Genomic DNA, 21808 nt, shown 5'->3' with positions numbered 1-21808 from the left:
GTGCACAACATTGCTGTCACAGTGACGACTTTGCTGGAGCCCTGGGTTCACCAGGGAGAAGGGTGCGCTGGATGGCAAACGGGTCGTGAGTTTCGCGTCGCGTCAGCGTCCGGCCCGCTTCCACGCCCGATAGAACTCCTTGTACAGGAAGCGTTGTACTGGCGTACCGGTGGAAGACATTTGCTTGCCGATCAGCCGTGCGCCGATCCACATTCCCGAGACCTTCGGAACGCCAGGCACCGATTCAGCCACGGATGCCACGCTGTTTACGAGTTCCTGCTCAACAGCCGACAACGTGATCTTGCGGAGGCCGAGGCGTTCGAGCAACTGCTTCTTTGTCTCATCGATGTCCCGTGCGAGGCGTAGATGGTCCTCGTCGGTGACGCACCTGGCGACGGCCGCTCGTAAATCGGCTGCCTTCTGCCGATATTGGCCAATGCGACTGACCACCAGATCGAGCCACGCACCGTCTCCCAACCTGCCGGTCTCCGAGGCTTGCCAGAGTCGGCCGCCAAGTAGCGGTAGTTCCAGCTCAAGCAGCTGCACCTGATGGGTCTTGCTCTCGCTCGCGGCAGTGGCAAGTGACTGGTGGATACCGCGAATGGCTCTGATGACGTCGAGCACCACTCCCTCGGCGGCACCCTCCCGGGATAGGTCAAAGGTAAGGAGGAAGTCCCTTCGAATGGGGTGTGCCTGGTATGAAAGTCCAGTCGCGTCCGCTCTTGCCCGGTACTTGAGCCCGCGTGCAAGGGTGGCTGCGACGTAGACCTCTTCACCCGGTGGGGCCATCGACTGCAGTGCGCCCTTTAGGACGATCGAGGCCGCCCGCGCCCACTCACCGAACGGGTCGTCCTCAACGCCGTCGGCCGTCCCGATCCGATCCGTGTGATGGCCGGCGACCCGAACGTCTGTGGCTTGGAACGTGGACCAGCTGTGGATGCGCTTCGACAGCGAGTTGCGGGTGCCGGGCATGGCGTCATCACAGGCGAGTGCCTGCTCGACGAACTGCCCAAGCGCCCTGCCCCCTTGCCAGCTCTGCAGGTCTTGAAGAGCTGACTCCTCGGCAGTTCTAGCAACCCGGCTCTCGTTGACATCAAGCTGCAGCGGATGGAGCAGGTCGGCCTCGACCAAAGCTCGGAGCAGTAAGGGCCTCGCGCCGAAGTCAGCAGTGGTCGGTCGAGCGCGCACCGGGTGGGCTACCCAAACCCGGTTCATGAAGATCAAGGACTGGATCAGCTCGACGAATGCTTGGCGCGCGAACGGGTCTCCGGGCTGCGCGCGGCGGTTCTGAGCGGCGATGAAATCCTCGGCGCCGATGATCGATGTTACGTCGACGAGGACTTCCGTGTTTCGGTGCGGGAGCTCCGCGCTACCTCCACGAACCACTTGACTGCCTCCGGGCGACCCATCACGGTGCTGGCGAAAGTCGGTTCTGGCTGAGCGAGCGACTCCATAGACACTGGTAGGCGCTTGCTCCCGTCCATGTCTGTAGACATTAGACCGACGATCTCGCCGAGGCACAAGCCCGCCAAGCCGTCCCATACCTTCTGCTGGGGGCGATAGAAGAGGTCGAACCGCGGCGCACCCTCGGCAATCTCTGTGAGGTCTAGCGCTGTGCGGAGCATGTCGAGTGTCTGCGACGTGGTACGCGTCTTCAGCCGGTACCCGGCCTCGGCCATGGCCCACTCGTGACTTGGTGCCTTGGACGTCGAACTACGTGTCAGAGATGCGACAAGCGAGGGCACCGGGCCGTTGTTGAACGGTGCGGGCCGACCGTTGATCAGGATCAGCCTGTCGGCTCGGGACGCGCGCACGATAACTGGCGTGCGGCCGGTGCCGAGTTCTGGAGCCACGATGAGCGCCGCCACCGGCTCCCGTCGCTCGAGAAGGCAGACGACGGAGCAAAACTCGGTGTTCTGCGGTTGGACGAACTCCGCCGTGCCATCGATCGGGTCGATGATCCAGATCCGCTCCGGTTCCTCGTCGACGCCGGGCCTCCAAGTACCGCTTCCCGACTCCTCCGCGAGCACACGGGCTGCAGGATCTAGGGCGCGGATCTTGTCGATAATCATCCTTTCCACAGCAACGTCCGCCTCGGTGAGCAACGTCTGGTCGGCTTTCTCCTGTACCTCGATTTCCGCTATCCGGGACCGATAGGCGGCAAGGGTGTCCGGAAGCTCCCTCGCCAGTTCGGACCACAGCTGCTCAAGGTCCATCGACACTCCTACACGCTCGTGTGGAACAAGCCTGCTAGTGGACCCCCATCCTCCCACCGTCCTCGCTGTCCGCGGGAAGTGCCATTCGGCCCGGCGAGGCCGTCGGCACCTCGCCCCGTCGCGGCTCGCCGCGCAGCTGGGCGACGCTCCGTCGGGGAGATCCGCGCAACATCAGGGTTGTTGCTGTTTCACGCGTGCCGCAGGCGGCAACAACAGGGAAGTTGCTCGGATTTTGGTGCGTGGGGGTGCCGGGGGCCGGAGTGCTGGGGTGCCGCGGTGTTGGGGTTGGTCCCCCGCCTCCCCGGGTCGCAACGCTGCCGCGTGTCTATGCACGGTTTTCGAGTTCGGTGGGTGGCTGGGCGGCCCCGGGACACCCACCGAAGCCTCAGCGGATGGTGCTGGTCGCTCGCACGAAGGTGACCCAGGCGGCGGGAGCAAAGGCGAGGGCCGGGCCGTGCGGATCCTTGCTGTCGCGTACGGCGACGACGCCGGGGATGTTGTCGGCAACCTCGACGCACTCGCCACCGTTGCCCGCGCTGCGTGTGCTCTTGCGCCAGTGGGCGCCGGTCAGGTCAACCATGGTGAACCTCCCCGATGATCTTATTGATCAGTTGGAACGATTGTCCCTCGTCGAGGGTGAGTGAGAGCAAGCTCGACCAGACCTTCTCGTAGGTCGCGAACTCGTGAGGACGGTCGAGGTAAAGAGCGCCGGTGATCGCCCCGCTATAGACCAGCGGAGGCTCCGGGGTGGGTCGGTTCCCGAGCGGAAAGTCAAGGCGGACGAACTCGCCCGCAACGGTGCCGTGATGCGGCCCCGCGATGAGCGGCAACACGCGAATCGACACGTTCGGCAGCCGGGTCATCGCCAGCAGGTGGTGGAGTTGCCTGGCCATCGTCTCCGCGTCGCCCACCAGCCGGTGGAGCACCGATTCGCAGAGCACCACCTGCACCTGTGGAGCCCGTGGCAGACGACGGGTCAGGAGGGACTGTCGTTGCAGGCGAAGCTCGACCGAGCGCTCCCGGTCGTCGTCGTTCATGTCCGGCTGGTCGACGCGGTAGATCCCGAGCGCGTAGTCGCGGCTCTGAAGGATGCCCGGCACGAGATTGTTCTTGTAGAAGCGGAGCTTCCGCGCTCGCCTGGTGCGTCGAGTGCCTGACCGACGCCGTCGCCGGGGCTGCCCCGACCGACCCGACAGCGCCGATTCCGGTGCCCTGCTCGGGTTCGCGTGACGTCGCCGACCCCGAGCAGGACCTGTTGCGCCTGGCGGCCCGGCACGCCGGGCAGGTGATCACCGTGCGCTTCACCCGCGCCGGCTGCACCGTGCACCTGCAAGACGACGACGTACGCCTCCTCGCCGCTGCCCCCGACCTGCGCGACATCCCGATGGACTGAGGTTTGTCGGGCCGGCAGCCGGCCGTCGTGCTTATTCCGGGACGCGGCGGTAGGCACCGTCGCTGGCCGAGGTGGCCATCGAGGCGTACGCGCGCAGCGCCGCCGACACCGGGCGCTGCCGGTCGGTCGGGGTGTACGGCTTGTCGCGCTTCTCCTCGGCCACCCGGCGTGCCTCCAACTCGTCCTCCGGCACGTTGAGGGAGATCGACCGGCTCGGGATGTCGATGACGATCTCGTCGCCGTCGCGGACCAGGGCGATCATCCCGCCGGAGGCCGCCTCGGGGGAGACGTGCCCGATGGACAGCCCGGAGGTGCCACCGGAGAAACGGCCGTCGGTGAGCAGCGCGCAGGAGCGACCCAGGCCGCGTCCCTTGAGGAACGAGGTGGGGTAGAGCATCTCCTGCATGCCGGGGCCGCCCTTGGGCCCCTCGTACCGGATCACCACCACGTCCCCGGCGACCACCTGCTTGGCGAGGATCGCTGTCACCGCGTCGTCCTGCGACTCGTAGACCTTCGCCGGGCCCCGGAAGGTCAGGCAGTCGTCCGGCACGCCGGCGGTCTTCACCACACTGCCCTCGGGTGCGAGGTTGCCGTGCAGGATGGCCAGCCCGCCGTCGGCGGAGTACGCGTGCTCGCGGTCCCGGATGCAGCCGCCGGCCGCGTCGGTGTCCAGCGACGACCAGCGGTTGGTGGTGGAGAACGGCTCGACGGTGCGCACCCCGCCCGGCGCGGCGTGGAACAGCTCGACAGCGGTCGGGGTGGGGGAGCCGCCGCGCACGTCCCAGTCGGTCAGCCACTGCGCCAGCGAGGGGGAGTGCACGGCGTGCACGTCCCGGTTGAGCTGCCCGGCCCGGTCGAGTTCGCCGAGGATTGCCGGGATGCCACCGGCCCGGTGCACGTCCTCCATGTGGTACTGCGGGGAGTTGGGCGCGACCTTGGCCAGGCACGGCACCCGCCGGGAGATCGCGTCGATGTCGGCGACGCCGAAGTCCAGCTCCGCCTCGCGGGCGGCGGCGAGCAGGTGCAGCACCGTGTTGGTTGAGCCACCCATCGCCACGTCCAGGGCGACCGCGTTCTCGAAGGCGGCCTTGGAGGCGACAGTGCGCGGCAGCACCGACTCGTCGTCGCCGTCGTACCACCGCTTGGCGATCTCCACGACGGTCCGGCCGGCCTCGACGAAGAGCGACCGGCGGGCGGCGTGGGTGGCCAGCGTCGAACCGTTGCCGGGCAGCGCGAGCCCGATCGCCTCGGTGAGGCAGTTCATCGAGTTGGCGGTGAACATGCCGGAGCAGGAGCCGCACGTCGGGCAGGCGGAGCGTTCGATCTCGCCGAGCTGCTCGTCGGTGACCGCCTCGTTCGAGGAGGCGATCATCGCGTCGATCAGGTCGATCTTGCTGTGCACGACGCCCTCGATCGCCATCGTCTTGCCGGCCTCCATCGGGCCACCGGAGACGAAGACGGTCGGGATGTTGAGCCGCAACGCGGCCAGCAGCATCCCGGGGGTGATCTTGTCGCAGTTGGAGATGCAGACCAGGGCGTCCGCGCAGTGCGCGTTGACCATGTACTCGACCGCGTCGGCGATCAGCTCGCGGCTGGGCAGCGAGTAGAGCATGCCGCCGTGGCCCATCGCGATGCCGTCGTCGACAGCGATGGTGTTGAACTCCCGGCCCACCCCACCGGCCTCGGCGACCGCGTCGGCGACCAGGCCCCCCATGTCCTTGAGGTGTACGTGACCAGGCACGAACTGGGTGAAACTGTTGGCGATGGCGACGATCGGCTTGCCGAAATCGTCGTCGGTCATCCCGGTGGCCCGCCAGAGGGCCCGGGCGCCGGCCATCGTCCGACCGTGTGTGGAAGTCCTCGACCGCAGCTCAGGCATGCATACCAGCATGACACCGCCGGCGCGCAGCCCCACCCGGGTATCTGCCGTGTCCCAACAGATGCACACCCAGCCCCCCACGACGTGCGCCCATCCGGCACTCTTGGAGGCGTGCATTTTCCACCGGGCATGGTCGCTGTCGCGGCGCTCAGCGGGCTCGTCGCCGCGGTGGCCGTCGTGTTGCTGACCGTCGTCGCCCGGCGGCGGACGGGGCCGCGTCGACCGGCGTACGTGCTGCTCGCGGCAGCCGCCGGCGGTGCCCTGATCAGCCTCCTGGCCGGGGTGGTCGCCGCGCTCAGCGCGAACGACCACTGGGCCCACGAGCAGGGGCAGCGCACCGGTTGGGCAACCCTGGTGGCGATCGGCACGGCGGTGTGCGGGCTGGCCTTCGCCGCTGGTCTGCTCCGACTCCCCGGGGTGGCCGCCACCGCGGCGGGAACGACCCGGCTCGCCCTGGACGGGTTGGTCATGGCGGCGGCGCTGTGGTTCGTCGGTTGGGTGCTCTTCTCCGAGCCCACCCGGTTGCTCGGTGCCGCCACCCCGATGGCCTGCCCGGCGATCCTGGTGGCCACGGTGAGCGCAGCGCTCGGCGCCGGCCTCGCCGTGATCGTCGTCTTCCGGGCCGCCGCCCCACGGCGACGGCTCGCCGCGCTGTGCGCCGGCATCACCGCGGTGAGCTGCGGTGGGCTGGGGCTCAGCGCCGGGCTCTGCCAGGCCGGGCCGACCATGGCGCTGACCGGCGCGTCGCTGCTCGCCGCCGGCCTGCTGACCGTCGCGCTCGCCCTTCACCGGGCGGACCGGCCGGGGCAGGTCGACCTGGACGTGGTCGGTCGCGACGGCGAGTACGCCATCGCCCCGATGCTGGCGATGGCCGCCTCGGCGATGTACCACCTCGCCCAGGACGGCCGGTTCACCGCGGCCGGCATCGTGGCCGGCAGCGTCGAGGGTTTCGCCCTGGTGGCGCGGCAGTACCTCACCCTGCGCGACGTCCGGGGGTACGCGGGCCGCCTGGCCGAGCGGGAGGCGCACTTCCGGGAGTTGGCGCACACCGATCCGCTGACGTCGTTGGCCAACCGGCGCGGGCTGCTGCGGGCGCTGCACCGCAACGCCGCGGACCGCAACCCGTGCGTGCTGCTCGGCCTGGACCTGGACGGCTTCAAGAACGTCAACGACATGCGGGGCCACGACGTGGGCGACGCCGTGCTGGCCGAGGTGGGCCGGCGGCTGCGTGGCAACCTGCGCCCCGGTGACGTGGCCGCCCGACTGGGTGGCGACGAGTTCGCCGTGCTCATGCAGGGCCGGTCGGTCGAGGCGGACCGGGTCGCCGAGCGGCTCCTCGGCGTGCTCAACCGGCCGTACGACCAGCCGGAGGGGCCGGTCTTCCTGTCGGTGAGCATCGGGGTGGCCGACTGGGCCGACGAGCCGGACGTGGAGTTGCTGCTGCGGCACGCCGACCTGGCGTTGCGCTACGCCAAGCAGCGGGGCAAGAACCGGATCGAGCGGTACGACGCCGCGTACGACAAGCTGCTGCGCCGGCGGACGACGGTGGAGCACGAGCTGCGCGGGGCCATCGAGCGCGACGAGCTGCGGTTGGCCTTCCAGCCGGTGGCGTCGCTGCCGTCGGTGCGGCCGGTCGGCGCCGAGGCGTTGCTGCGCTGGCACCACAGTGAGCTGGGCAACGTCCGTCCGGACGAGTTCATCCCGCTCGCCGAGGAGTGCGGCATGATCGCTCCGCTCGGCGCCTGGGTGCTGCACCAGGCCTGCTACCAGCTCTCCCGGTGGCTGGCGGACGGGCACGACGTCTGGGTGTCGGTCAACGTCTCCCCCCGCGAGCTGCACGCCCCGGAGTACGTGGTCCAGGTCGCCGAGGCGTTGCGCGCCCACCACGTGCCGCCGCAGCGGCTGGTGCTGGAGGTCACCGAGCACGCGGTCGCCACCGACCTGGACGAGCTGATCCGGCGGCTGACCGCGCTGCGGTTGACCGGTGTCCGCATCGCGCTGGACGACTTCGGGGCCGGGTACTCGTCGCTGGGGCAGCTGCGTCGGCTGCCGATCGACATCCTCAAGATCGACCACAGTCTGGTCGCCGAGCACGAGCCGGTCCGCCCGGTCGACCAGGACGGCCCGGCCTTCGCCCCGATGGTCGACATCGTCATGCGACTGGGCCATCAGCTGGGGCTGGAGGTGATCGCCGAGGGGGTGACCACCCCGACCGAGCTGGCCGCCGTGGTGGCCGCCGGTTGCCGGTTCGGCCAGGGCGCGCTGTTCGGCTGGGGGGTGCCGGCCGAGCACCTGGAGGCGATGCTGGAGGCGGCCACGTCCCCGGGTGCGCGTCCCAGCGCGGTGCCGGCGCCGCGTCCCGCTCCGGGCGGGTCCGGGCAGCTCAACCCGTCTGCCGATGGCGCGTCGCCGACCGACGCGCCGACCTCCGTTAACCAACATGTGGGATCAGTTGACTCATCGCGTGAGATGCGTCAGGCTTAGCCGCATGTCGTCGTACCGGTCGCTGCGAGTACTTACCTGAGCGCACTCTCCCTCACCGAGAGTGCGCTGGCCCCGTGCATCTGCACGAGGGCCGTTTTTATTGCCATCGGAACCTGGCGAAGCGGGCCCCGCCCGCGTCGCATCGCTTGACTAGCCACCAGCCACTCCAGCCGAAGGCCAGAACCGCCATGACGAGACCCACGCCCGAGACCCTCGCCCACACCGCCCGCCGGGCCCGCGCGGCCGCCGACCCGACCCTCGACGTCGACCAGGCCGGCACGCGCACGGCCACCCCGGCCACCCCGGCGGTACGGCCCGCCGCCGCGACCCAGGTTTCCGGGGCCGGCTCGCTCGTGCGGTCCCTTGAGGCGCTCGACGTCGACGTCGTCTTCGGCATTCCGGGCGGCGCGATCCTGCCGGCGTACGACCCGCTCTACGACTCGACGGTCCGGCACATCCTGGTGCGGCACGAGCAGGGCGCGGGGCACGCGGCGACCGGTTACGCGCAGGCCACCGGCAAGGTCGGCGTCTGCATCGCCACCTCCGGCCCGGGTGCGACGAACCTGGTCACCCCGATCGCCGACGCGTACATGGACTCGGTGGCGATGGTCGCGATCACCGGTCAGGTGGCCCGCCCGTCGATCGGCACCGACGCCTTCCAGGAGGCGGACATCCAGGGCATCACCCTGCCGATCACCAAGCACAACTTCCTCGTGCAGAACGCCGAGGAGATCCCCCGGGTGCTGGCCGAGGCGTTCCACCTGGCCAGCAGCGGGCGACCCGGCCCGGTCCTGGTCGACATCCCCAAGGACGTGCTCCAGGCGCCGACCACCTTCTCCTGGCCGCCCACGCTGGACCTGCCCGGCTACCGGCCGACCCTGCACCCGCACGGCAAGCAGATCCGGGAGGCGGCGCGGCTGATGGCCGGTGCCCGGCGGCCGGTGCTCTATGTCGGCGGTGGTGTGCTCAAGGCGGGTGCCACCGACGGGCTGCGTCGGCTGGCCGAGCTGACCGGCATCCCGGTCGTCACCACGTTGATGGCGCTCGGGGCGTTCCCCGACTCGCATCGGCAGCACCTGGGGATGCCCGGCATGCACGGCACCGTCGCCGCGGTCTACGGCCTGCAGAAGGCGGATCTGATCGTCGCGCTGGGCGCGCGTTTCGACGATCGGGTCACCGGCAAACTGGACTCGTTCGCCCCGGACGCGGCGGTGGTCCACGCGGACATCGACCCGGCGGAGATCGGCAAGAACCGGCACGTGGACGTGCCGATCGTCGGCGACGCCAAGCACGTCATCGACGAGTTGATCGTCGCGGTCACCGCCGAGCGGTCGGCGGGGCGTACCGCCGACCTCGGTGACTGGTGGACGCAGCTGAACGACCTGCGCGACCGTTACCCGCTGGGCTACGACGAGCCGTCCGACGGCACGCTGTCCCCGCAGTACGTGATCAAGCGACTGGGCGAGATCGTCGGCCCGGACGCGATCTACGTGGCCGGTGTGGGCCAGCACCAGATGTGGGCGTCGCAGTTCATCTCGTACGAGAAGCCGCACACCTGGTTGAACTCCGGCGGCCTCGGCACGATGGGCTACGCGGTGCCGGCGGCGATGGGCGCCAAGGTCGGCAAGCCGGAGACGGTGGTCTGGGCGGTGGACGGTGACGGCTGCTTCCAGATGACCAACCAGGAGTTGGCCACCTGCGCGCTGGAGGGCATCCCGGTCAAGATCGCCGTGATCAACAACGGCAATCTGGGGATGGTCCGGCAGTGGCAGACGCTCTTCTACAACGAGCGCTACTCCAACACCGAGCTCGGCACCCACAAGCACCGCATCCCCGACTTCGTCAAGCTCGCCGAGGCGCTGGGCTGCGTCGGGTTGCGGTGCGAGAACGCCGCTGACGTGGACAAGACCATCGCCGCCGCCATGGAGATCAACGACGCACCCGTGGTGATCGACTTTGTGGTCGGCAAGGACGCGATGGTCTGGCCGATGGTCGCCGCCGGCACCAGCAATGACGAGATCATGTTCGCCCGTGGCGTCCGCCCGGCCTTCGACGAGGATGACATCTGATCATGACCATGCATACGCTTTCGGTGCTGGTGGAGAACAAGCCCGGCGTGCTCGCCCGGGTTTCCGGCCTGTTCTCCCGGCGTGGGTTCAACATCGACAGTCTCGCCGTCGGCGAGACCGAGAACCCGGACGTCTCCCGGATCACCATCGTGGTCAACGCGGAGTCGTCCCCGCTGGAGCAGGTCACCAAGCAGCTGAACAAGCTGGTCAACGTGCTCAAGATCGTTGAGCTGGATCCGCAGGTCTCTGTTGCCCGGGAGTTGCTGCTGGTAAAGGTTCGCGCCGACCGGGCCGCGCGCTCGCAGGTGCTGGAGACCGTCAACCTGTTCCGGGCCCGGGTGGTCGACGTCGCACCGGACACGTTGACCATCGAGGCCACCGGCACCCCGGACAAGCTCGACGCGCTCCTGCGCGACCTCGAGTCCTTCGGCATCAAGGAAATGGTCCAGTCCGGGCTGGTGGCCATCGGGCGCGGCTCGCGTTCGATCACCGCCGGTCCCGCGCTGCGGGCCGCCTGACCGCCGCCGGGGTGGCCCCGGCGGGCCGCCCCGGAATTCATCCGCACAGACCACGACGGGCCGCCCCGGCCGTCGTACGAAAGGGAAGTTCTCATGAGCGTTGAGGTGTACTACGACGACGATGCCGACCTCGGCCTGATCCAGGCCAAGAAGGTCGCGGTCATCGGTTACGGCAGCCAGGGCCACGCCCACGCGCTCTCGCTGCGTGACTCCGGCGTCGACGTGGTGATCGGTCTGCCGGAGGGCTCGAAGAGCCGTCCCAAGGCTGAGGAGCAGGGCCTGCGGGTCGTCACGCCGGCGCAGGCCGCCGCCGAGGCCGACGTGATCATGGTGCTCGCACCGGACACCGCCCAGCGCGGGATCTACGCGGAGTCGATCGCCCCGCACCTCACCCCCGGCAAGGCGATCTTCTTCGGCCACGGCTTCAACATCCGGTACGGCCTGATCAAGCCGCCGGCCGAGGTGGACGTGGCGATGGTCGCGCCCAAGGGCCCCGGCCACCTGGTCCGCCGCCAGTACAGCGACGGCAAGGGTGTGCCCTGTCTCGTCGCCGTCGAGCAGGACGCCAGCGGCAACGCGCTCGCGCTCGCCCTCGCGTACGCCAAGGGGATCGGCGGCACCCGAGCCGGCGCGATCAAGACCACCTTCACCGAGGAGACCGAGACCGACCTCTTCGGCGAGCAGGCGGTGCTCTGCGGCGGTGCCTCGGCGCTGGTGCAGACCGGCTTCGAGGTGCTCACCGAGGCCGGCTACGCCCCGGAGGTCGCCTACTTCGAGTGCCTGCACGAGCTGAAGCTGATCGTCGACCTCATGTACGAGGGCGGCATCGCGAAGATGCGCTACAGCATCTCCGACACCGCCGAGTACGGCGACCTGTCGCGTGGCTCGCGCATCATCGACTCCCGGGTCAAGGACGAGATGCGCAAGATCCTGGGTGAGATCCAGTCCGGCGAGTTCGCCCGCGAGTGGGTCGCCGAGGACGAGGCCGGCCGGCCCAACTTCACCAAGTGGCAGGCCGAGGGTGCGGCGCACCCGATCGAGGAGACCGGCAAGAAGCTGCGCGGCATGATGAGCTGGGTCGACCGCCCGATCACCGAGACCGCCTGACCGTCCGGCCCGGCCGGACGACGATCCACCGGCAGCCCCTGGGCTGGCGCTCTCCCCAGCGCCGCCCCGGGGCTGCTCGGCATGCTGCCGCCCGTCGATGCGTCGGGCGGCGGTGTTCGTGGGCCACCGCTCGCCCACGGTGACCGGGTGACCGACGCCACCGGGGTCCGGCGCGGCCTGAGCGACCGTGTCGACGCGGTGAACGGCCGATGTCCGTCGCCCGACCGGGCGTGTGAGGGCACTCACCCCGAAGACCGGAACACGCCGACCAGCGAGGCCCCTACGATCGCCTGTAGGTGCAGCAGCCGGCACCTGACGGCCACGGCACGGATCAGCGCAGGGCGCAGTGCGGCGCCCGGCCGCCCGGGCCGATCGCAAACACGACCTCTACGAGGACCGATGAATCCTGTCGTACTGATCGCCGAAGAACTCGCCCCCGCCGCCATCGAGGTGCTCGCCCACGACTTCGACGTCCGTCACGTCGACGGCACCGACCGTCCGGCCCTGCTCTCGGCGCTCTCCGAGGCCGACGCCGTCATCGTGCGCAGCGCGACCCAGATCGACGCCGAGGCCATCGCCGCCGCGCCGCGCCTCAAGGTGGTCGCCCGCGCGGGCGTCGGTCTGGACAACGTCGAGGTGCCGGCCGCCACCGCCCGGGGCGTCATGGTCGTCAACGCGCCCACCTCGAACATCGTCTCCGCCGCCGAGCAGGCCGTCGCGCTGCTGCTCGCCGTGGCGCGTAACACCGCGAGCGCCAGCGCCGCGCTCAAGGCGGGGGAGTGGAAGCGGTCCAAGTACACGGGCGTCGAGGTGCAGGGCAAGACCGTAGGCGTGGTCGGGCTCGGCCGCATCGGCGTGCTCTTCGCCCAGCGCATCGCCGCGTTCGGCACCCGGCTGATCGCGTACGACCCGTACATCCAGCCGGCCCGTGCGGCGCAGCTCGGCGTTCGCCTGGTGGGGCTGGAGGAGCTGCTGCGGGAGAGCGACTTCATCTCCATCCACCTGCCGAAGACGCCGGAGACGGTGGGCCTGATCGGTGAGAAGGAGCTGGCGATCGTCAAGCCCGGCGTCCGCATCGTCAACGCCGCCCGTGGTGGGCTGGTCGACGAGCAGGCGCTCGCGGACGCGATCGCCGAGGGTCGGGTCGCCGGCGCCGGTGTCGACGTGTACAGCAAGGAGCCGTGCACCTCGTCGCCGTTGTTCGCCTTCGACAACGTGGTGGCCACCCCGCACCTGGGCGCCTCCACCCACGAGGCGCAGGACAAGGCCGGTCTCGCGGTGGCCAAGAGCGTGAAGCTGGCGTTGCAGGGCGAGTTCGTCCCGGACGCGGTCAACGTTCAGGCCGGCGGGGTGGTCGCCGAGGACGTTCGGCCGCTGCTGCCGCTGGCGGAGAAGCTCGGCCGCGCGTTCACCGCTGTCGCCGGCGGGGTCGCCGCCAGCGTCACTGTCGAGGTTCGCGGTGAGATCGTCAGCCACGAGGTGTCGGTGCTCAAGCTCGCCGCCACCAAGGGCCTGTTCAGCTCCGTGGTCGAGGAGCAGGTCACCTACGTCAACGCCCCGCACCTGGCCGCCGAGCGTGGCGTCGAGGTCACCCTGGCCACCCTGGCCGAGACGGCCGATCAGCCGACCCTGGTCACGGTGCGCGGCGCGCTGCCGGACGGCCGGACGGTGAGTGTCTCCGGCACCGTCACCCAGTCCGGCGCTCGGGACGTGCTGAAGCTGACCGAGGTGGACGGTTTCGACGTGGAGATCGGCGCGGAGGGCATCCTGCTCTTCCTGCGCTACGCCGACCGGCCAGGTGTGGTCGGCACCGTCGGTACCCTGCTCGGCGAGTCGGGCATCAACATCGCCGCGATGCAGGTGGCGCGTCGGGAGGCGGGCGGCGAGACGCTGATGACGCTCACCGTCGACCAGGCGCTCGGCGCCGACCTGCTCACCTCGGCCGCCGAGTCGATCGGTGCCACCGCGGCCAGTGCCGCCGACCTGCGCGACGAGTAACAGCCGACAAGCACTGCGGGGGGCCTGGCGATTCGCCGGGCCCCTCGTCATTTCCCGTCCACTGCCGCTGGTCGGGTCAGCCGGGCAGTCGTGCCGGGGGCGGGTAGACCGAGCCGTCCTGCGGGTCGAAGAGCATCAGCCCGTGTTCGCCGGCCAACCGCTCGATGTCCAGGAGCACCTGGTCCGCGCAGGTCGGGTGCAGGTTCAACTCGACGTGGTCGTGGGCCGCGTGCAGCGGTGCCACCGCCCACGGGCTGTCCGGGCCGGGGTGACGGTCCGGATAGGACGCCGTGATCGCCCGGTAGAAGCTGACCACCCGTGGGTCGGGGTAGCGGTCAACGTGCCGCCCCTGTCGGCAACCGTCGACCGCTGTCCGCACGTCCTCGGGCGTCGCCCCGTCCTCCAGGGCCCACACGCTCAGATCGAAACTCACGGCGGACAGCGTGCCATCCGCCGTTCACCATGTCGAAATTGCCTCGCCGCCGGTCAACCACCGATTGTCGCAGTCTCCGGTGCCGACGGTCCGGTGTGGAGACTCTTGCGTCGAGTTGCGTCGATTCGCTAGCGTACGCACTGCGGTCACTGGCCGAGTTCGAGGCGCCGGCCCGTCTTCGGGTGGCGCGGTCGACGTCCGGCCCGACCGGTCCGCACCCCTCGGTTGTGCGAGCCACGCGCACTCGTCGCTGACCGGCCCCCATGGTCGTTGCCGAGACTGTGGGGGCCGATCGCGGGCCCGACCAGCTCAGCGACGGTGGGCGAAGAGCGCGCGATAGTCGGAGTTTCCGCGGAACCAGGCCAGGCCGGTGGGGCCGGCGGCGTAGAGCGCTGTGGCGTAGGCGTCGGCGATCGCCAGGTCGGGGCCCACGACGGTGGCGGCGGCGAGATGCTCGGCCGGTTCGCCGGTGTGCGGGTCCACCACGTGCCCCTGCCGTCCGGTCACGCCGGAGGTGCCGATGGCACCAGCGGTCATCTCCAGCACCAGCGGCGCGCGCTTGGGTGCGGTCGGGTGGTGCACGGCGACCCGCCAGGGTCCTCCGTGCGGCGCGCGGCCCCGGACGACGAGGTCGGCGCCGGCGAGGACGGCGTAGTCGTGGATGCCGGCGGCGCGCAGCCGCTCCGCGGCGCGTTCCACCGCCCAACCGCCGAGCAGGCCGCCCGGGTCGAAGCCGCCGGGCACCGCCCAGGCGTCGAACCACCCGTCGGTGGCGGCGCGCATCGCGGCGCAGCGGTCCACCAGGTCGGCCAGCGGCGGGTACGACTCGGGGCTGATCTCGCCCCGACGCAGCCGGGACACCAGGCTCTCCGGTCGGTTGGGGCCGTAGGTGAGGTCGATGGCGCGCAGTTCGGCGACGCTGTCCCGCAGCGCCTCGCCCACGCCCCGGCGGCCGAGCCACTCGGGCGCGTTGAGCAGTAGGGTGTACTCGGCGGTCGCGGTGCGGACGGTGTGCTGCACCGCGAGCCGGCCCCCGGTGGCGCCGGCCGGGTCGATCCGGTGCCGGCGGCTGCCGAGTCGGAGGTCCGGCCGGCGGTTGCGGAACGCGGACGGGTCCGGCCAGCGGGTCCGTGGCTGTTCGTCGATGCGCATCGCATCTGCCCCCTCGCACGTGGTGCCGCATGATCGCGACCCCGTTGGTCAGCGGGCCCCCGCGACCCACTGAGCACTACCGTAGGCAGCGGAGATGATCGCTGCATGAGTCTCAGCTGAGAGGGTGCTGTGCATTCCCGCGTCCCAAAACATGGACGCTGCGTACCGGGAGGCGGGACGGCGACGTACCGTTGCGCAGACGGAACCGTTGAGCAGAGGAGTGCGGTCGTGGCGCGGATCGCGGTGGTGGCCGGGGACGGCATCGGGCCTGAGGTGGTCGCGCAGGCCCGCAAGGTTCTCGACGCGGTGCTGCCCGACGTGCAGGCCACCGAGTACGACCTCGGTGCCGCCCGCTGGCACCGTACCGGTGAGGTGCTGCCCGACTCGGTGCTGGCCGAGCTGGCCGGGCACGACGCGATCCTGCTCGGCGCGGTCGGTGACCCGACGGTTCCGCCGGGTGTGCTGGAGCGAGGGCTGCTGCTCAAGCTCCGTTTCGCCTTCGACCAGTACGTCAACCTGCGCCCGTCCCGGCTCTGGCCCGGGGTGACCGGTCCGCTGGGCAACGTGAAGCCGGGCGAGGTCGACCTCGTGGTGGTGCGCGAGGGCACCGAGGGGCTCTACGCCGGTGCCGGTGGCTCCCTGCACCGGGACACTCCGGCCGAAATCGCCACCGAGGAGAGCCTGAACACCCGCCACGGCGTGGAGCGGGTGATCCGCGACGCGTTCGCCCGAGCCGGCCGCCGGGAGCGGCGCAAGGTCACCCTCGTGCACAAGACCAACGTGCTCACCCACGCCGGGTCGCTCTGGGCGCGCACGTTCGACGCCGTCGCCGCCGAGCACCCGGATGTCGCCACCGAATACCAGCACGTCGACGCGGCGGCCATGTTCCTGGTCACCCAGCCGCAGCGCTACGACGTGGTGGTCACCGACAACCTCTTCGGCGACATCCTCACCGACATCGCCGCGGCCGTCACCGGCGGCATCGGGCTGGCCGCGAGCGGCTGCATCAACCCCGACGGGGCGTACCCCTCGATGTTCGAGCCGGTGCACGGCTCGGCGCCGGACATCGCCGGTCAGGGCATCGCCGACCCGGTCGCCGCCGTGCTCTCCGCCGCGTTGCTGCTGGATCAGCTCGGGCACGCCGAGTCCGCCGCCCGGGTCAACGCGGCGGTCGCCGCCGAGCTGGCCAGCCGGGTTCCGGGCGTACCACTGCGTACCGAAGAGGTCGGCGACCGGCTCGCCGCCCACGCCGTAGCCTGACCGCCCAGGCCCGCCCGGCGGCCGGCCTGGCGCCGGTCCGCCCGATGCCGTCCGTCCGGCCCGACCGGCGCTACCCGCTGAACGACCGTTCGGGGTAGGTTTCTGGCACAACCATCTCGGTGTGCGGTCCCGCATGCCGTTGTTCCGCAGGGAGGTCAGCGCGATGAGCGGTGGTGACAAGCTCGACTTCGAGATCCGTCCGAATGCCGCGCCGGTATCCGCCGCCGATCGGGCCGCCCTACTGGTCAACCCCGGGTTCGGCCGGGTCTTCACCGACCACATGGTCACCGTCCGCTACGCCGACGGCAAGGGCTGGTACGACGCCCGGGTGGAGGCTCGGGGCCCGATCCCGATGGACCCGGCCAGCGCGGTGCTGCACTACGCGCAGGAGATCTTCGAAGGGCTCAAGGCGTACCGCACGGCCGACGGTGGCGTGACGATGTTCCGGCCGGACGCCAACGCCGCCCGTTTCGCCACCTCCGCGCAGCGGATGGCGATGCCGGTGCTGCCGCCGGAGGTGTTCGTCGACTCGTTGCACAAGCTGATCGAGATCGACCGTGAGTGGATCCCCACCGGCGAGGACGGCAGCCTCTACCTGCGGCCGTTCATGTTCGCCAGCGAGGTCTTCCTCGGCGTCCGCCCGGCCAACGAGTACCTCTACATGGTGATCGCCTCACCGGTCGGGGCGTACTTCAGTGGTGGCGTGAAGCCGGTCACCGTCTGGGTCTCTCCGGACTACACCCGGGCCGCGCCCGGTGGCACCGGCGCGGCCAAGTGCGGCGGCAACTATGCCGCGTCGTTGGCGGCGCAGGCGGAGGCCATCGAGGCCGGCTGCGACCAGGTCGTCTTCCTGGACGCGGTCGAGCGCCGGTTCGTCGACGAACTGGGCGGCATGAACGTCTTCTTCGTCTACGACGACGGCACTGTGGTCACCCCACCGTTGACCGGCACGATCCTGCCGGGCATCACCCGCGACGCCGTCCTCGCGCTGGCCGGCGCGGCCGGGCACCGGGTCGAGGAGCGGCCGGTCAGCTTCGCCGACTGGCAGGCCGACGCCGCCAGCGGTCGCCTGCGGGAGGTGTTCGCCTGCGGCACCGCCGCGGTCATCACCCCGATCGGCGGGGTCCGCTTCCCGGACGGTGAGTTCCTGATCGGTGGTGGCGAGCCCGGCCAGGTCACCATGGCCCTGCGCCAGCAACTGGTCGACATCCAGCGGGGCACGGCGGCCGACCCGTACGGCTGGGTGCAGCGGGTCTTCTGACCTTTGTCGCTGTTGCCGGCCCGTCCACCCGGACGGGCCGGCGCAGTCATTCGTGCCCGACGCCGCCCTGCGGGTCGTCGTCGGCCCAGGCCTGGGCGGGCTCGTCGAGCAGGTGGTCGCGCAGCGCGGCGAGCTGCTCGTCGGTCACCCCGGCGTGGCGCAGGTACGCCTCGACCGAGCCGTGCCCCTCGCGCAGCTCGTTGAGGAAGATCTGCATGGCCTCGGCGGGTGAGCTCAGGAACGGTGCCGGCACGTCAACACCCTCCGGGGTGACGGAGGCCAGCCAGGCGCTGTAGCGGGCCGACGCCGCGCTGCTCAACGCGTAGTCCGCGCTGATGTCCCCGTCGTCGACGCCCAGCACGGCCAGGGTCAACGCGCAGACGATCCCGGTGCGGTCCTTGCCGGCGACGCAGTGCACCACCACCGGGGCGTTGGCGGAGTCGGCGATCAACCCGACCGCCTCGGCCAGCCCGGCCGTGCCGGTCTGGGCCAGGTCGGCGTACCGGTCCGCGAGGTAGCGCGCCAGGCTCGCGCCCTCCTCGTGCGGCGCACCCGCCCAGTCGGCGTGCTCCGGGTGGATGTGCCGGTAGGTCAGCCCCTGGTACGCCGGCACCCGACCGTCCCGCTCCACCTCGGTGGGGCGGCGCAGGTCGATGACGGTGCGGATTCCGATCGCGGCGAACGCGTCCTGGTCCTGCTCGGTGAGGCGGTGCAGCGAGTCGGAGCGGTAGAGCCGGCCCCGGCGCACGGTCCGGTCGTCGTGGCCGAGGTAGCCACCGACGTCGCGGAAGTTGAAGGTGGCGGGGAGCGAGAGCTGGGGGTCGTCCTCGGTGGTGTCCACTGTCACACGGTAACGGCCGGTGGGACATCGCCCCACCGGCCGTCGGGTCGAACAGTCACCGGGCGGTGCCGGGCGGCAGCGCGCCGTACGTCTCGTCGTAGTAGCCACCCAGCTGGTCCCGGTAGCTCGGGTCGCTGTGGCTGGTCTCGTCGTACTCCGGGGCGGCCTTGATCTGGTCCCGGGTCCGGTCGACGGAGATGGTGCGCTGGTCGTGGTCGACCTGGTTGACGGTGCCGGCCGGCAGCATCACCTTCTTGCCGAAGATCCAGGGCCCGGTGTCCACGACCAGGTAGCTGCCGCCCACCTCGTGACTGGCGCTGTCGATCTTGCCGATTCCACCGTCGGTGGCCTCGACCTTGTAGCCGACCAGGTCGACGTCGGCCACGCCGGCCTGGTCGCGGTAGCGCCCGGGGTCGAACGTGCCGGCCGGCGCGCCGCCGGGCACCGTGCCCTGGTCACCGCCGCGTAGCGGGTCCGGCCCGGCGTGGGTGGCGTGCGGATCGATCCTGTCCATGCCGTTCACTCCTGACTGTCACCGAGCAACTCATGTCTCCGTCGGAGCTACCCGGCCGTCGGGGGCCGGAAACGGCGTACCGGCTCAGGCCAGCGCGGCCTCGGCGTCCAGGGTGACCGCCGCGGCGTGCACCACGGCGGCGATCCGCAGCGCCTCGTGCACCTGTTCCGGGGTGAAGCCTCTGTCGCGCAGCGTCTTCTCGTGCGACCGCACGCACACGTCGCAGTCGTTGATGGTCGACACGGCGAGGCACCAGAGCTTGAAGTCGCCCTTGTCCACCCCCGGCCGCGCGACGATCTGCATCCGCAGTCGGGCCGGCATCGAGGCGTACCGCTCGTCGTCGAGGAGGTGCTTGGCCCGGTAGTAGATGTTGGTCATCGCCATGATCGCCGCGGCGCCCTTGGCGGCCTCGACCCCCTCCGGTCCGAGGTGTCCGAGTGCCTCGGCCGCGATCTCCCGCAGCACCACCGGGTTGCGGGCGGCCACCGCAGAGGCCAGCGCGGTGCCCCAGGTCTGCGCCGGGGTCAACGTCGACGCGCCGAGGGTGGAGCCCAGGTTCAGCCTGATGTCCGTGGCGTACGCCGGCAGGGCCGCGGTGAGCGCGTCCAGGCCCATGGTCACACCCCGGCGATCTCCGTCGGGCTGATGGAGGTCTCGTCCATCGGCCCGACGAAGACCAGACGCCACTTGCCCTCGTGGGACGCGTGGTTGATCGTCTTGGACGCGTTGGTGGCGCCCAGCGATACGCAGGCGGTGAGTCCGTGCTCAAGTAAGCGGTCACTGACAGTGAGCACGGGTCCTCCTTGCAGCTGGCACGTGGCCAGTTCCAGATGCTTCCGCACCGCTGTTCCAGCCGGTGAGCGCCCTGGTGGCGTGTGAAGCCGATCACGGGCGATGGCTCGGGCTAAACGAACGCTCAGTAATCGTCTCGCCATGTGGATTGTTCCTCCCAAAACCACTGGCGGGGTGGCAGAGTAGCCATCGTGACACGCACCGTCCTGATTATTGCGACCTAGCGCGCCGGCTCTCCCCTCTGCCGAGCGCGCAGACCTCCCGCATCCGCGGGAGGTCTTTTTGTTGCTCCGAGAAAGGATCCTGATGACGTTCCAGGTCTTCGACACCACGTTGCGCGACGGCGCCCAGCGCGAGGGGCTCACCTACTCGGTGGTCGACAAGCTGGCCGTGGCCCGGCTGCTCGACGAGTTCGGCGTCGGCTTCATCGAGGGCGGCTGGCCGGGCGCGGTACCCAAGGACACCGAGTTCTTCCGGCGCGCCCGCACCGAACTGGACCTGCGGCACGCCGTGCTCGTCGCGTTCGGCGCCACCCGCAAGGCCGGCGTGCCGGTCGCCGACGACCCCCAGGTGCGCGCCCTGCTGGACGCGCAGACGACGGCGGTGGCCCTGGTCGCCAAGGCAGACACCCGGCACGTCGAGCGCGCGCTGCGTACCACCGGCGCGGAGAACCTGGCGATGATCCACGACACCGTCGACCACCTCGTCCGCGAGGGCCGGCGGGTCTTCGTCGACGGCGAACACTTCTTCGACGGCTACCGGCACGACCCCGCGTACGGTGCGGCGGTGGTGCAGACCGCGCTCGCCGCCGGCGCCGAGCGGATGGTGCTCTGCGACACCAACGGCGGCATGCTGCCGTCCCAGGTGACCGCCGTGATCCGCGACCTGACCGACCGGCTGGGAATCGACCCCGCGCTGTTCGGCATACACGCCCAGAACGACACCGCCTGCGCCGTGGCCAACACGATCGCGGCCGTGGAGGCGGGCGTCCGCCACGTGCAGGGCACCGCCAACGGGTACGGCGAACGCCCGGGCAACGCCGACATCTTCGCGGTCGTCGCCAACCTCCAACTCAAGCTGGGCATGCCCGTCCTACCGGACGGCTGCCTGGAACAGATGGTGCGGGTCTCGCACGCCATCGCCGAGATCGCCAACATCGCCCCCGACACCCACCAGGCGTACGCCGGGGCCGCCGCCTTCGCCCACAAGGCGGGGCTGCACGCGAGCGCGATCAAGGTCGACCCGTTGCTCTACAACCACGTGGACCCGTCGGTGGTGGGCAACGACATGCGGATCCTGGTCACCGAGATGGCCGGTCGGGCCAGCGTCGAGCTGAAGAGCCGCGAGCTGGGTCTGGACCTGGCCAGCAGCCCGGACGCCCTGACCCGGGTCACCAAGCGGGTCAAGGAGTTGGAAGCGGGTGGTTGGTCCTTCGAAGCGGCCGACGCGTCCTTCGAGTTGCTGGTCCGCTCCGAGCTGCCCGAGGGAGGCCCGACCCGACCGTTCACCCTGGAGTCGTACCGGGTGTTGGTCGAGCACCGCGAGGATGGCGGGGTGGTCTCCGAGGCGACCGTCAAGATCCGGGTTCGCGGTGAGCGGGTGATCGCCACCGCCGAGGGCAACGGCCCGGTCAACGCCCTCGACGAGGCGCTGCGGGTGGGGCTGACCCGGCACTACCCGCAGCTGCGTGACTTCGAGTTGGCCGACTACAAGGTGCGCATCCTGGAGGGCAGCCACGGCACGGGTGCGGTGACCCGGGTGCTGCTGGAGACCTCCGACAGCAGCGGCCGGGACTGGACCACGGTAGGCGTCCACCCGAACGTCGTCGAGGCCAGCTGGCACGCCCTGGTCGACGCCCTCACCTACGGCCTAGCCCCCACCCCCGTCTAAC

The 21808-nt window shown here is 70.4% G+C and carries 20 protein-coding genes; 9 read left to right on the top strand and 11 right to left on the bottom strand.

Features of this window, described 5'->3' with window-relative positions; genetic code table 11:
• Positions 1 to 102 precede the first annotated feature (102 nt).
• The 4 genes from QCZ28_RS29500 to QCZ28_RS29485 form a co-directional block, all read right to left on the bottom strand.
• The gene (locus tag QCZ28_RS29500; protein WP_279519677.1) at positions 103 to 1386 is read right to left on the bottom strand and encodes a hypothetical protein; all 1284 of its coding nucleotides are present in this window, start codon (positions 1384 to 1386) and stop codon (positions 103 to 105) included.
• Positions 1326 to 2216, bottom strand: coding sequence for an inositol monophosphatase family protein (locus tag QCZ28_RS29495; RefSeq protein ID WP_279519676.1), 891 nt, complete (start codon positions 2214 to 2216; stop codon positions 1326 to 1328). The genes QCZ28_RS29500 and QCZ28_RS29495 overlap by 61 nt, the downstream gene beginning before the upstream one ends.
• Positions 2217 to 2601: 385 nt before the next feature.
• Positions 2602 to 2796 carry a DUF397 domain-containing protein gene (locus QCZ28_RS29490; RefSeq protein WP_279519675.1) on the bottom strand — a complete coding sequence of 65 codons (195 nt, stop codon included), beginning with the start codon at positions 2794 to 2796 and terminating at the stop codon, positions 2602 to 2604.
• On the bottom strand, positions 2789 to 3412 hold the full coding sequence (locus tag QCZ28_RS29485; protein WP_279519709.1) for a DUF5753 domain-containing protein: 624 nt from the start codon (positions 3410 to 3412) through the stop codon (positions 2789 to 2791). The genes QCZ28_RS29490 and QCZ28_RS29485 overlap by 8 nt, the downstream gene beginning before the upstream one ends.
• 11 nt (positions 3413 to 3423) lie before the next feature.
• On the opposite strand from QCZ28_RS29485, the gene QCZ28_RS29480 reads away from it, so the two are divergent.
• A complete protein-coding gene (locus QCZ28_RS29480; protein WP_279519674.1) occupies positions 3424 to 3609 on the top strand; it encodes a hypothetical protein in 186 nt (61 codons plus the stop codon).
• 31 nt (positions 3610 to 3640) lie between these two features.
• On the opposite strand, the gene ilvD is transcribed toward QCZ28_RS29480, so the two are convergent.
• Positions 3641 to 5488 carry a dihydroxy-acid dehydratase gene (gene ilvD, locus QCZ28_RS29475; protein ID WP_279519673.1) on the bottom strand — a complete coding sequence of 616 codons (1848 nt, stop codon included), beginning with the start codon at positions 5486 to 5488 and terminating at the stop codon, positions 3641 to 3643.
• A gap of 111 nt (positions 5489 to 5599) precedes the next feature.
• Between ilvD and QCZ28_RS29470 the strand changes: the two genes are divergently transcribed.
• The 5 genes from QCZ28_RS29470 (at position 5600) to serA (ending at position 13664) form a co-directional block, all read left to right on the top strand.
• Positions 5600 to 7972, top strand: a complete 2373-nt coding sequence (locus tag QCZ28_RS29470) for an EAL domain-containing protein (protein ID WP_279519672.1) — start codon at positions 5600 to 5602, stop codon at positions 7970 to 7972.
• Positions 7973 to 8160: 188 nt separating this feature from the next.
• Positions 8161 to 10041, top strand: a complete 1881-nt coding sequence (locus tag QCZ28_RS29465) for an acetolactate synthase large subunit (protein ID WP_279519671.1) — start codon at positions 8161 to 8163, stop codon at positions 10039 to 10041.
• Between the two features lie 2 nt (positions 10042 to 10043).
• Positions 10044 to 10559 (top strand): acetolactate synthase small subunit, encoded by a 516-nt coding sequence (gene ilvN / locus QCZ28_RS29460; RefSeq protein ID WP_030337232.1) that lies wholly within the window; start codon positions 10044 to 10046, stop codon positions 10557 to 10559.
• Positions 10560 to 10652: 93 nt separating this feature from the next.
• Positions 10653 to 11666: a ketol-acid reductoisomerase gene (ilvC, locus tag QCZ28_RS29455; RefSeq protein ID WP_030337234.1), complete on the top strand. Its 1014-nt coding sequence runs from the start codon at positions 10653 to 10655 to the stop codon at positions 11664 to 11666.
• Between the two features lie 399 nt (positions 11667 to 12065).
• Positions 12066 to 13664 carry a phosphoglycerate dehydrogenase gene (gene serA / locus QCZ28_RS29450; protein ID WP_030337236.1) on the top strand — a complete coding sequence of 533 codons (1599 nt, stop codon included), beginning with the start codon at positions 12066 to 12068 and terminating at the stop codon, positions 13662 to 13664.
• Positions 13665 to 13740: 76 nt separating this feature from the next.
• Here the strand turns inward: serA and QCZ28_RS29445 are convergent, their stop codons facing one another.
• Positions 13741 to 14097, bottom strand: coding sequence for a hypothetical protein (locus QCZ28_RS29445; RefSeq protein WP_030337238.1), 357 nt, complete (start codon positions 14095 to 14097; stop codon positions 13741 to 13743).
• Positions 14098 to 14406: 309 nt separating this feature from the next.
• Positions 14407 to 15249: an FAD:protein FMN transferase gene (locus QCZ28_RS29440; RefSeq protein WP_279519670.1), complete on the bottom strand. Its 843-nt coding sequence runs from the start codon at positions 15247 to 15249 to the stop codon at positions 14407 to 14409.
• Positions 15250 to 15477: 228 nt separating this feature from the next.
• On the opposite strand from QCZ28_RS29440, the gene QCZ28_RS29435 reads away from it, so the two are divergent.
• Complete coding sequence (locus QCZ28_RS29435) at positions 15478 to 16509, top strand: 3-isopropylmalate dehydrogenase (RefSeq protein WP_279519669.1); 1032 nt, start codon at positions 15478 to 15480, stop codon at positions 16507 to 16509.
• A gap of 163 nt (positions 16510 to 16672) precedes the next feature.
• A complete protein-coding gene (locus QCZ28_RS29430) occupies positions 16673 to 17770 on the top strand; it encodes a branched-chain amino acid aminotransferase (RefSeq protein ID WP_030337242.1) in 1098 nt (365 codons plus the stop codon).
• Between the two features lie 46 nt (positions 17771 to 17816).
• On the opposite strand, the gene QCZ28_RS29425 is transcribed toward QCZ28_RS29430, so the two are convergent.
• The 4 genes from QCZ28_RS29425 to QCZ28_RS29410 form a co-directional block, all read right to left on the bottom strand.
• Positions 17817 to 18611, bottom strand: a complete 795-nt coding sequence (locus tag QCZ28_RS29425; RefSeq protein WP_279519668.1) for a tyrosine-protein phosphatase — start codon at positions 18609 to 18611, stop codon at positions 17817 to 17819.
• A gap of 55 nt (positions 18612 to 18666) precedes the next feature.
• Positions 18667 to 19125, bottom strand: a complete 459-nt coding sequence (locus QCZ28_RS29420) for a PRC-barrel domain containing protein (protein ID WP_279519667.1) — start codon at positions 19123 to 19125, stop codon at positions 18667 to 18669.
• 84 nt (positions 19126 to 19209) lie between these two features.
• Entirely contained in the window at positions 19210 to 19740 is a 531-nt protein-coding gene (locus QCZ28_RS29415) for a carboxymuconolactone decarboxylase family protein (RefSeq protein ID WP_279519666.1), read from the bottom strand.
• Between the two features lie 2 nt (positions 19741 to 19742).
• A complete protein-coding gene (locus tag QCZ28_RS29410) occupies positions 19743 to 19919 on the bottom strand; it encodes a hypothetical protein (protein ID WP_279519665.1) in 177 nt (58 codons plus the stop codon).
• Between the two features lie 304 nt (positions 19920 to 20223).
• On the opposite strand from QCZ28_RS29410, the gene cimA reads away from it, so the two are divergent.
• Positions 20224 to 21807 (top strand): citramalate synthase, encoded by a 1584-nt coding sequence (gene cimA, locus QCZ28_RS29405; protein WP_279519664.1) that lies wholly within the window; start codon positions 20224 to 20226, stop codon positions 21805 to 21807.
• Position 21808: the final 1 nt, after the last annotated feature.

It is taken from the genome of Micromonospora sp. DH14, from assembly GCF_029809455.1.
In the GTDB taxonomy this organism is placed as follows: domain Bacteria; phylum Actinomycetota; class Actinomycetes; order Mycobacteriales; family Micromonosporaceae; genus Micromonospora; species Micromonospora parva.
This window is presented reverse-complemented; position numbering and strand designations above follow the sequence as displayed.

Coding starts and splice junctions, on each gene's coding strand:
- QCZ28_RS29495 (WP_279519676.1), bottom strand. CDS start 2,216: ATGGACCTTGAGCAGCTGTGGTCCGAACTGGCGAGGGAGCTTCCGGAC.
- QCZ28_RS29490 (WP_279519675.1), bottom strand. CDS start 2,796: ATGGTTGACCTGACCGGCGCCCACTGGCGCAAGAGCACACGCAGCGCG.
- ilvD (WP_279519673.1), bottom strand. CDS start 5,488: ATGCCTGAGCTGCGGTCGAGGACTTCCACACACGGTCGGACGATGGCC.
- QCZ28_RS29465 (WP_279519671.1), top strand. CDS start 8,161: ATGACGAGACCCACGCCCGAGACCCTCGCCCACACCGCCCGCCGGGCC.
- ilvN (WP_030337232.1), top strand. CDS start 10,044: ATGACCATGCATACGCTTTCGGTGCTGGTGGAGAACAAGCCCGGCGTG.
- ilvC (WP_030337234.1), top strand. CDS start 10,653: ATGAGCGTTGAGGTGTACTACGACGACGATGCCGACCTCGGCCTGATC.
- serA (WP_030337236.1), top strand. CDS start 12,066: ATGAATCCTGTCGTACTGATCGCCGAAGAACTCGCCCCCGCCGCCATC.
- QCZ28_RS29440 (WP_279519670.1), bottom strand. CDS start 15,249: ATGCGCATCGACGAACAGCCACGGACCCGCTGGCCGGACCCGTCCGCG.
- QCZ28_RS29430 (WP_030337242.1), top strand. CDS start 16,673: ATGAGCGGTGGTGACAAGCTCGACTTCGAGATCCGTCCGAATGCCGCG.
- QCZ28_RS29420 (WP_279519667.1), bottom strand. CDS start 19,125: ATGGACAGGATCGATCCGCACGCCACCCACGCCGGGCCGGACCCGCTA.
- QCZ28_RS29415 (WP_279519666.1), bottom strand. CDS start 19,740: ATGGGCCTGGACGCGCTCACCGCGGCCCTGCCGGCGTACGCCACGGAC.
- cimA (WP_279519664.1), top strand. CDS start 20,224: ATGACGTTCCAGGTCTTCGACACCACGTTGCGCGACGGCGCCCAGCGC.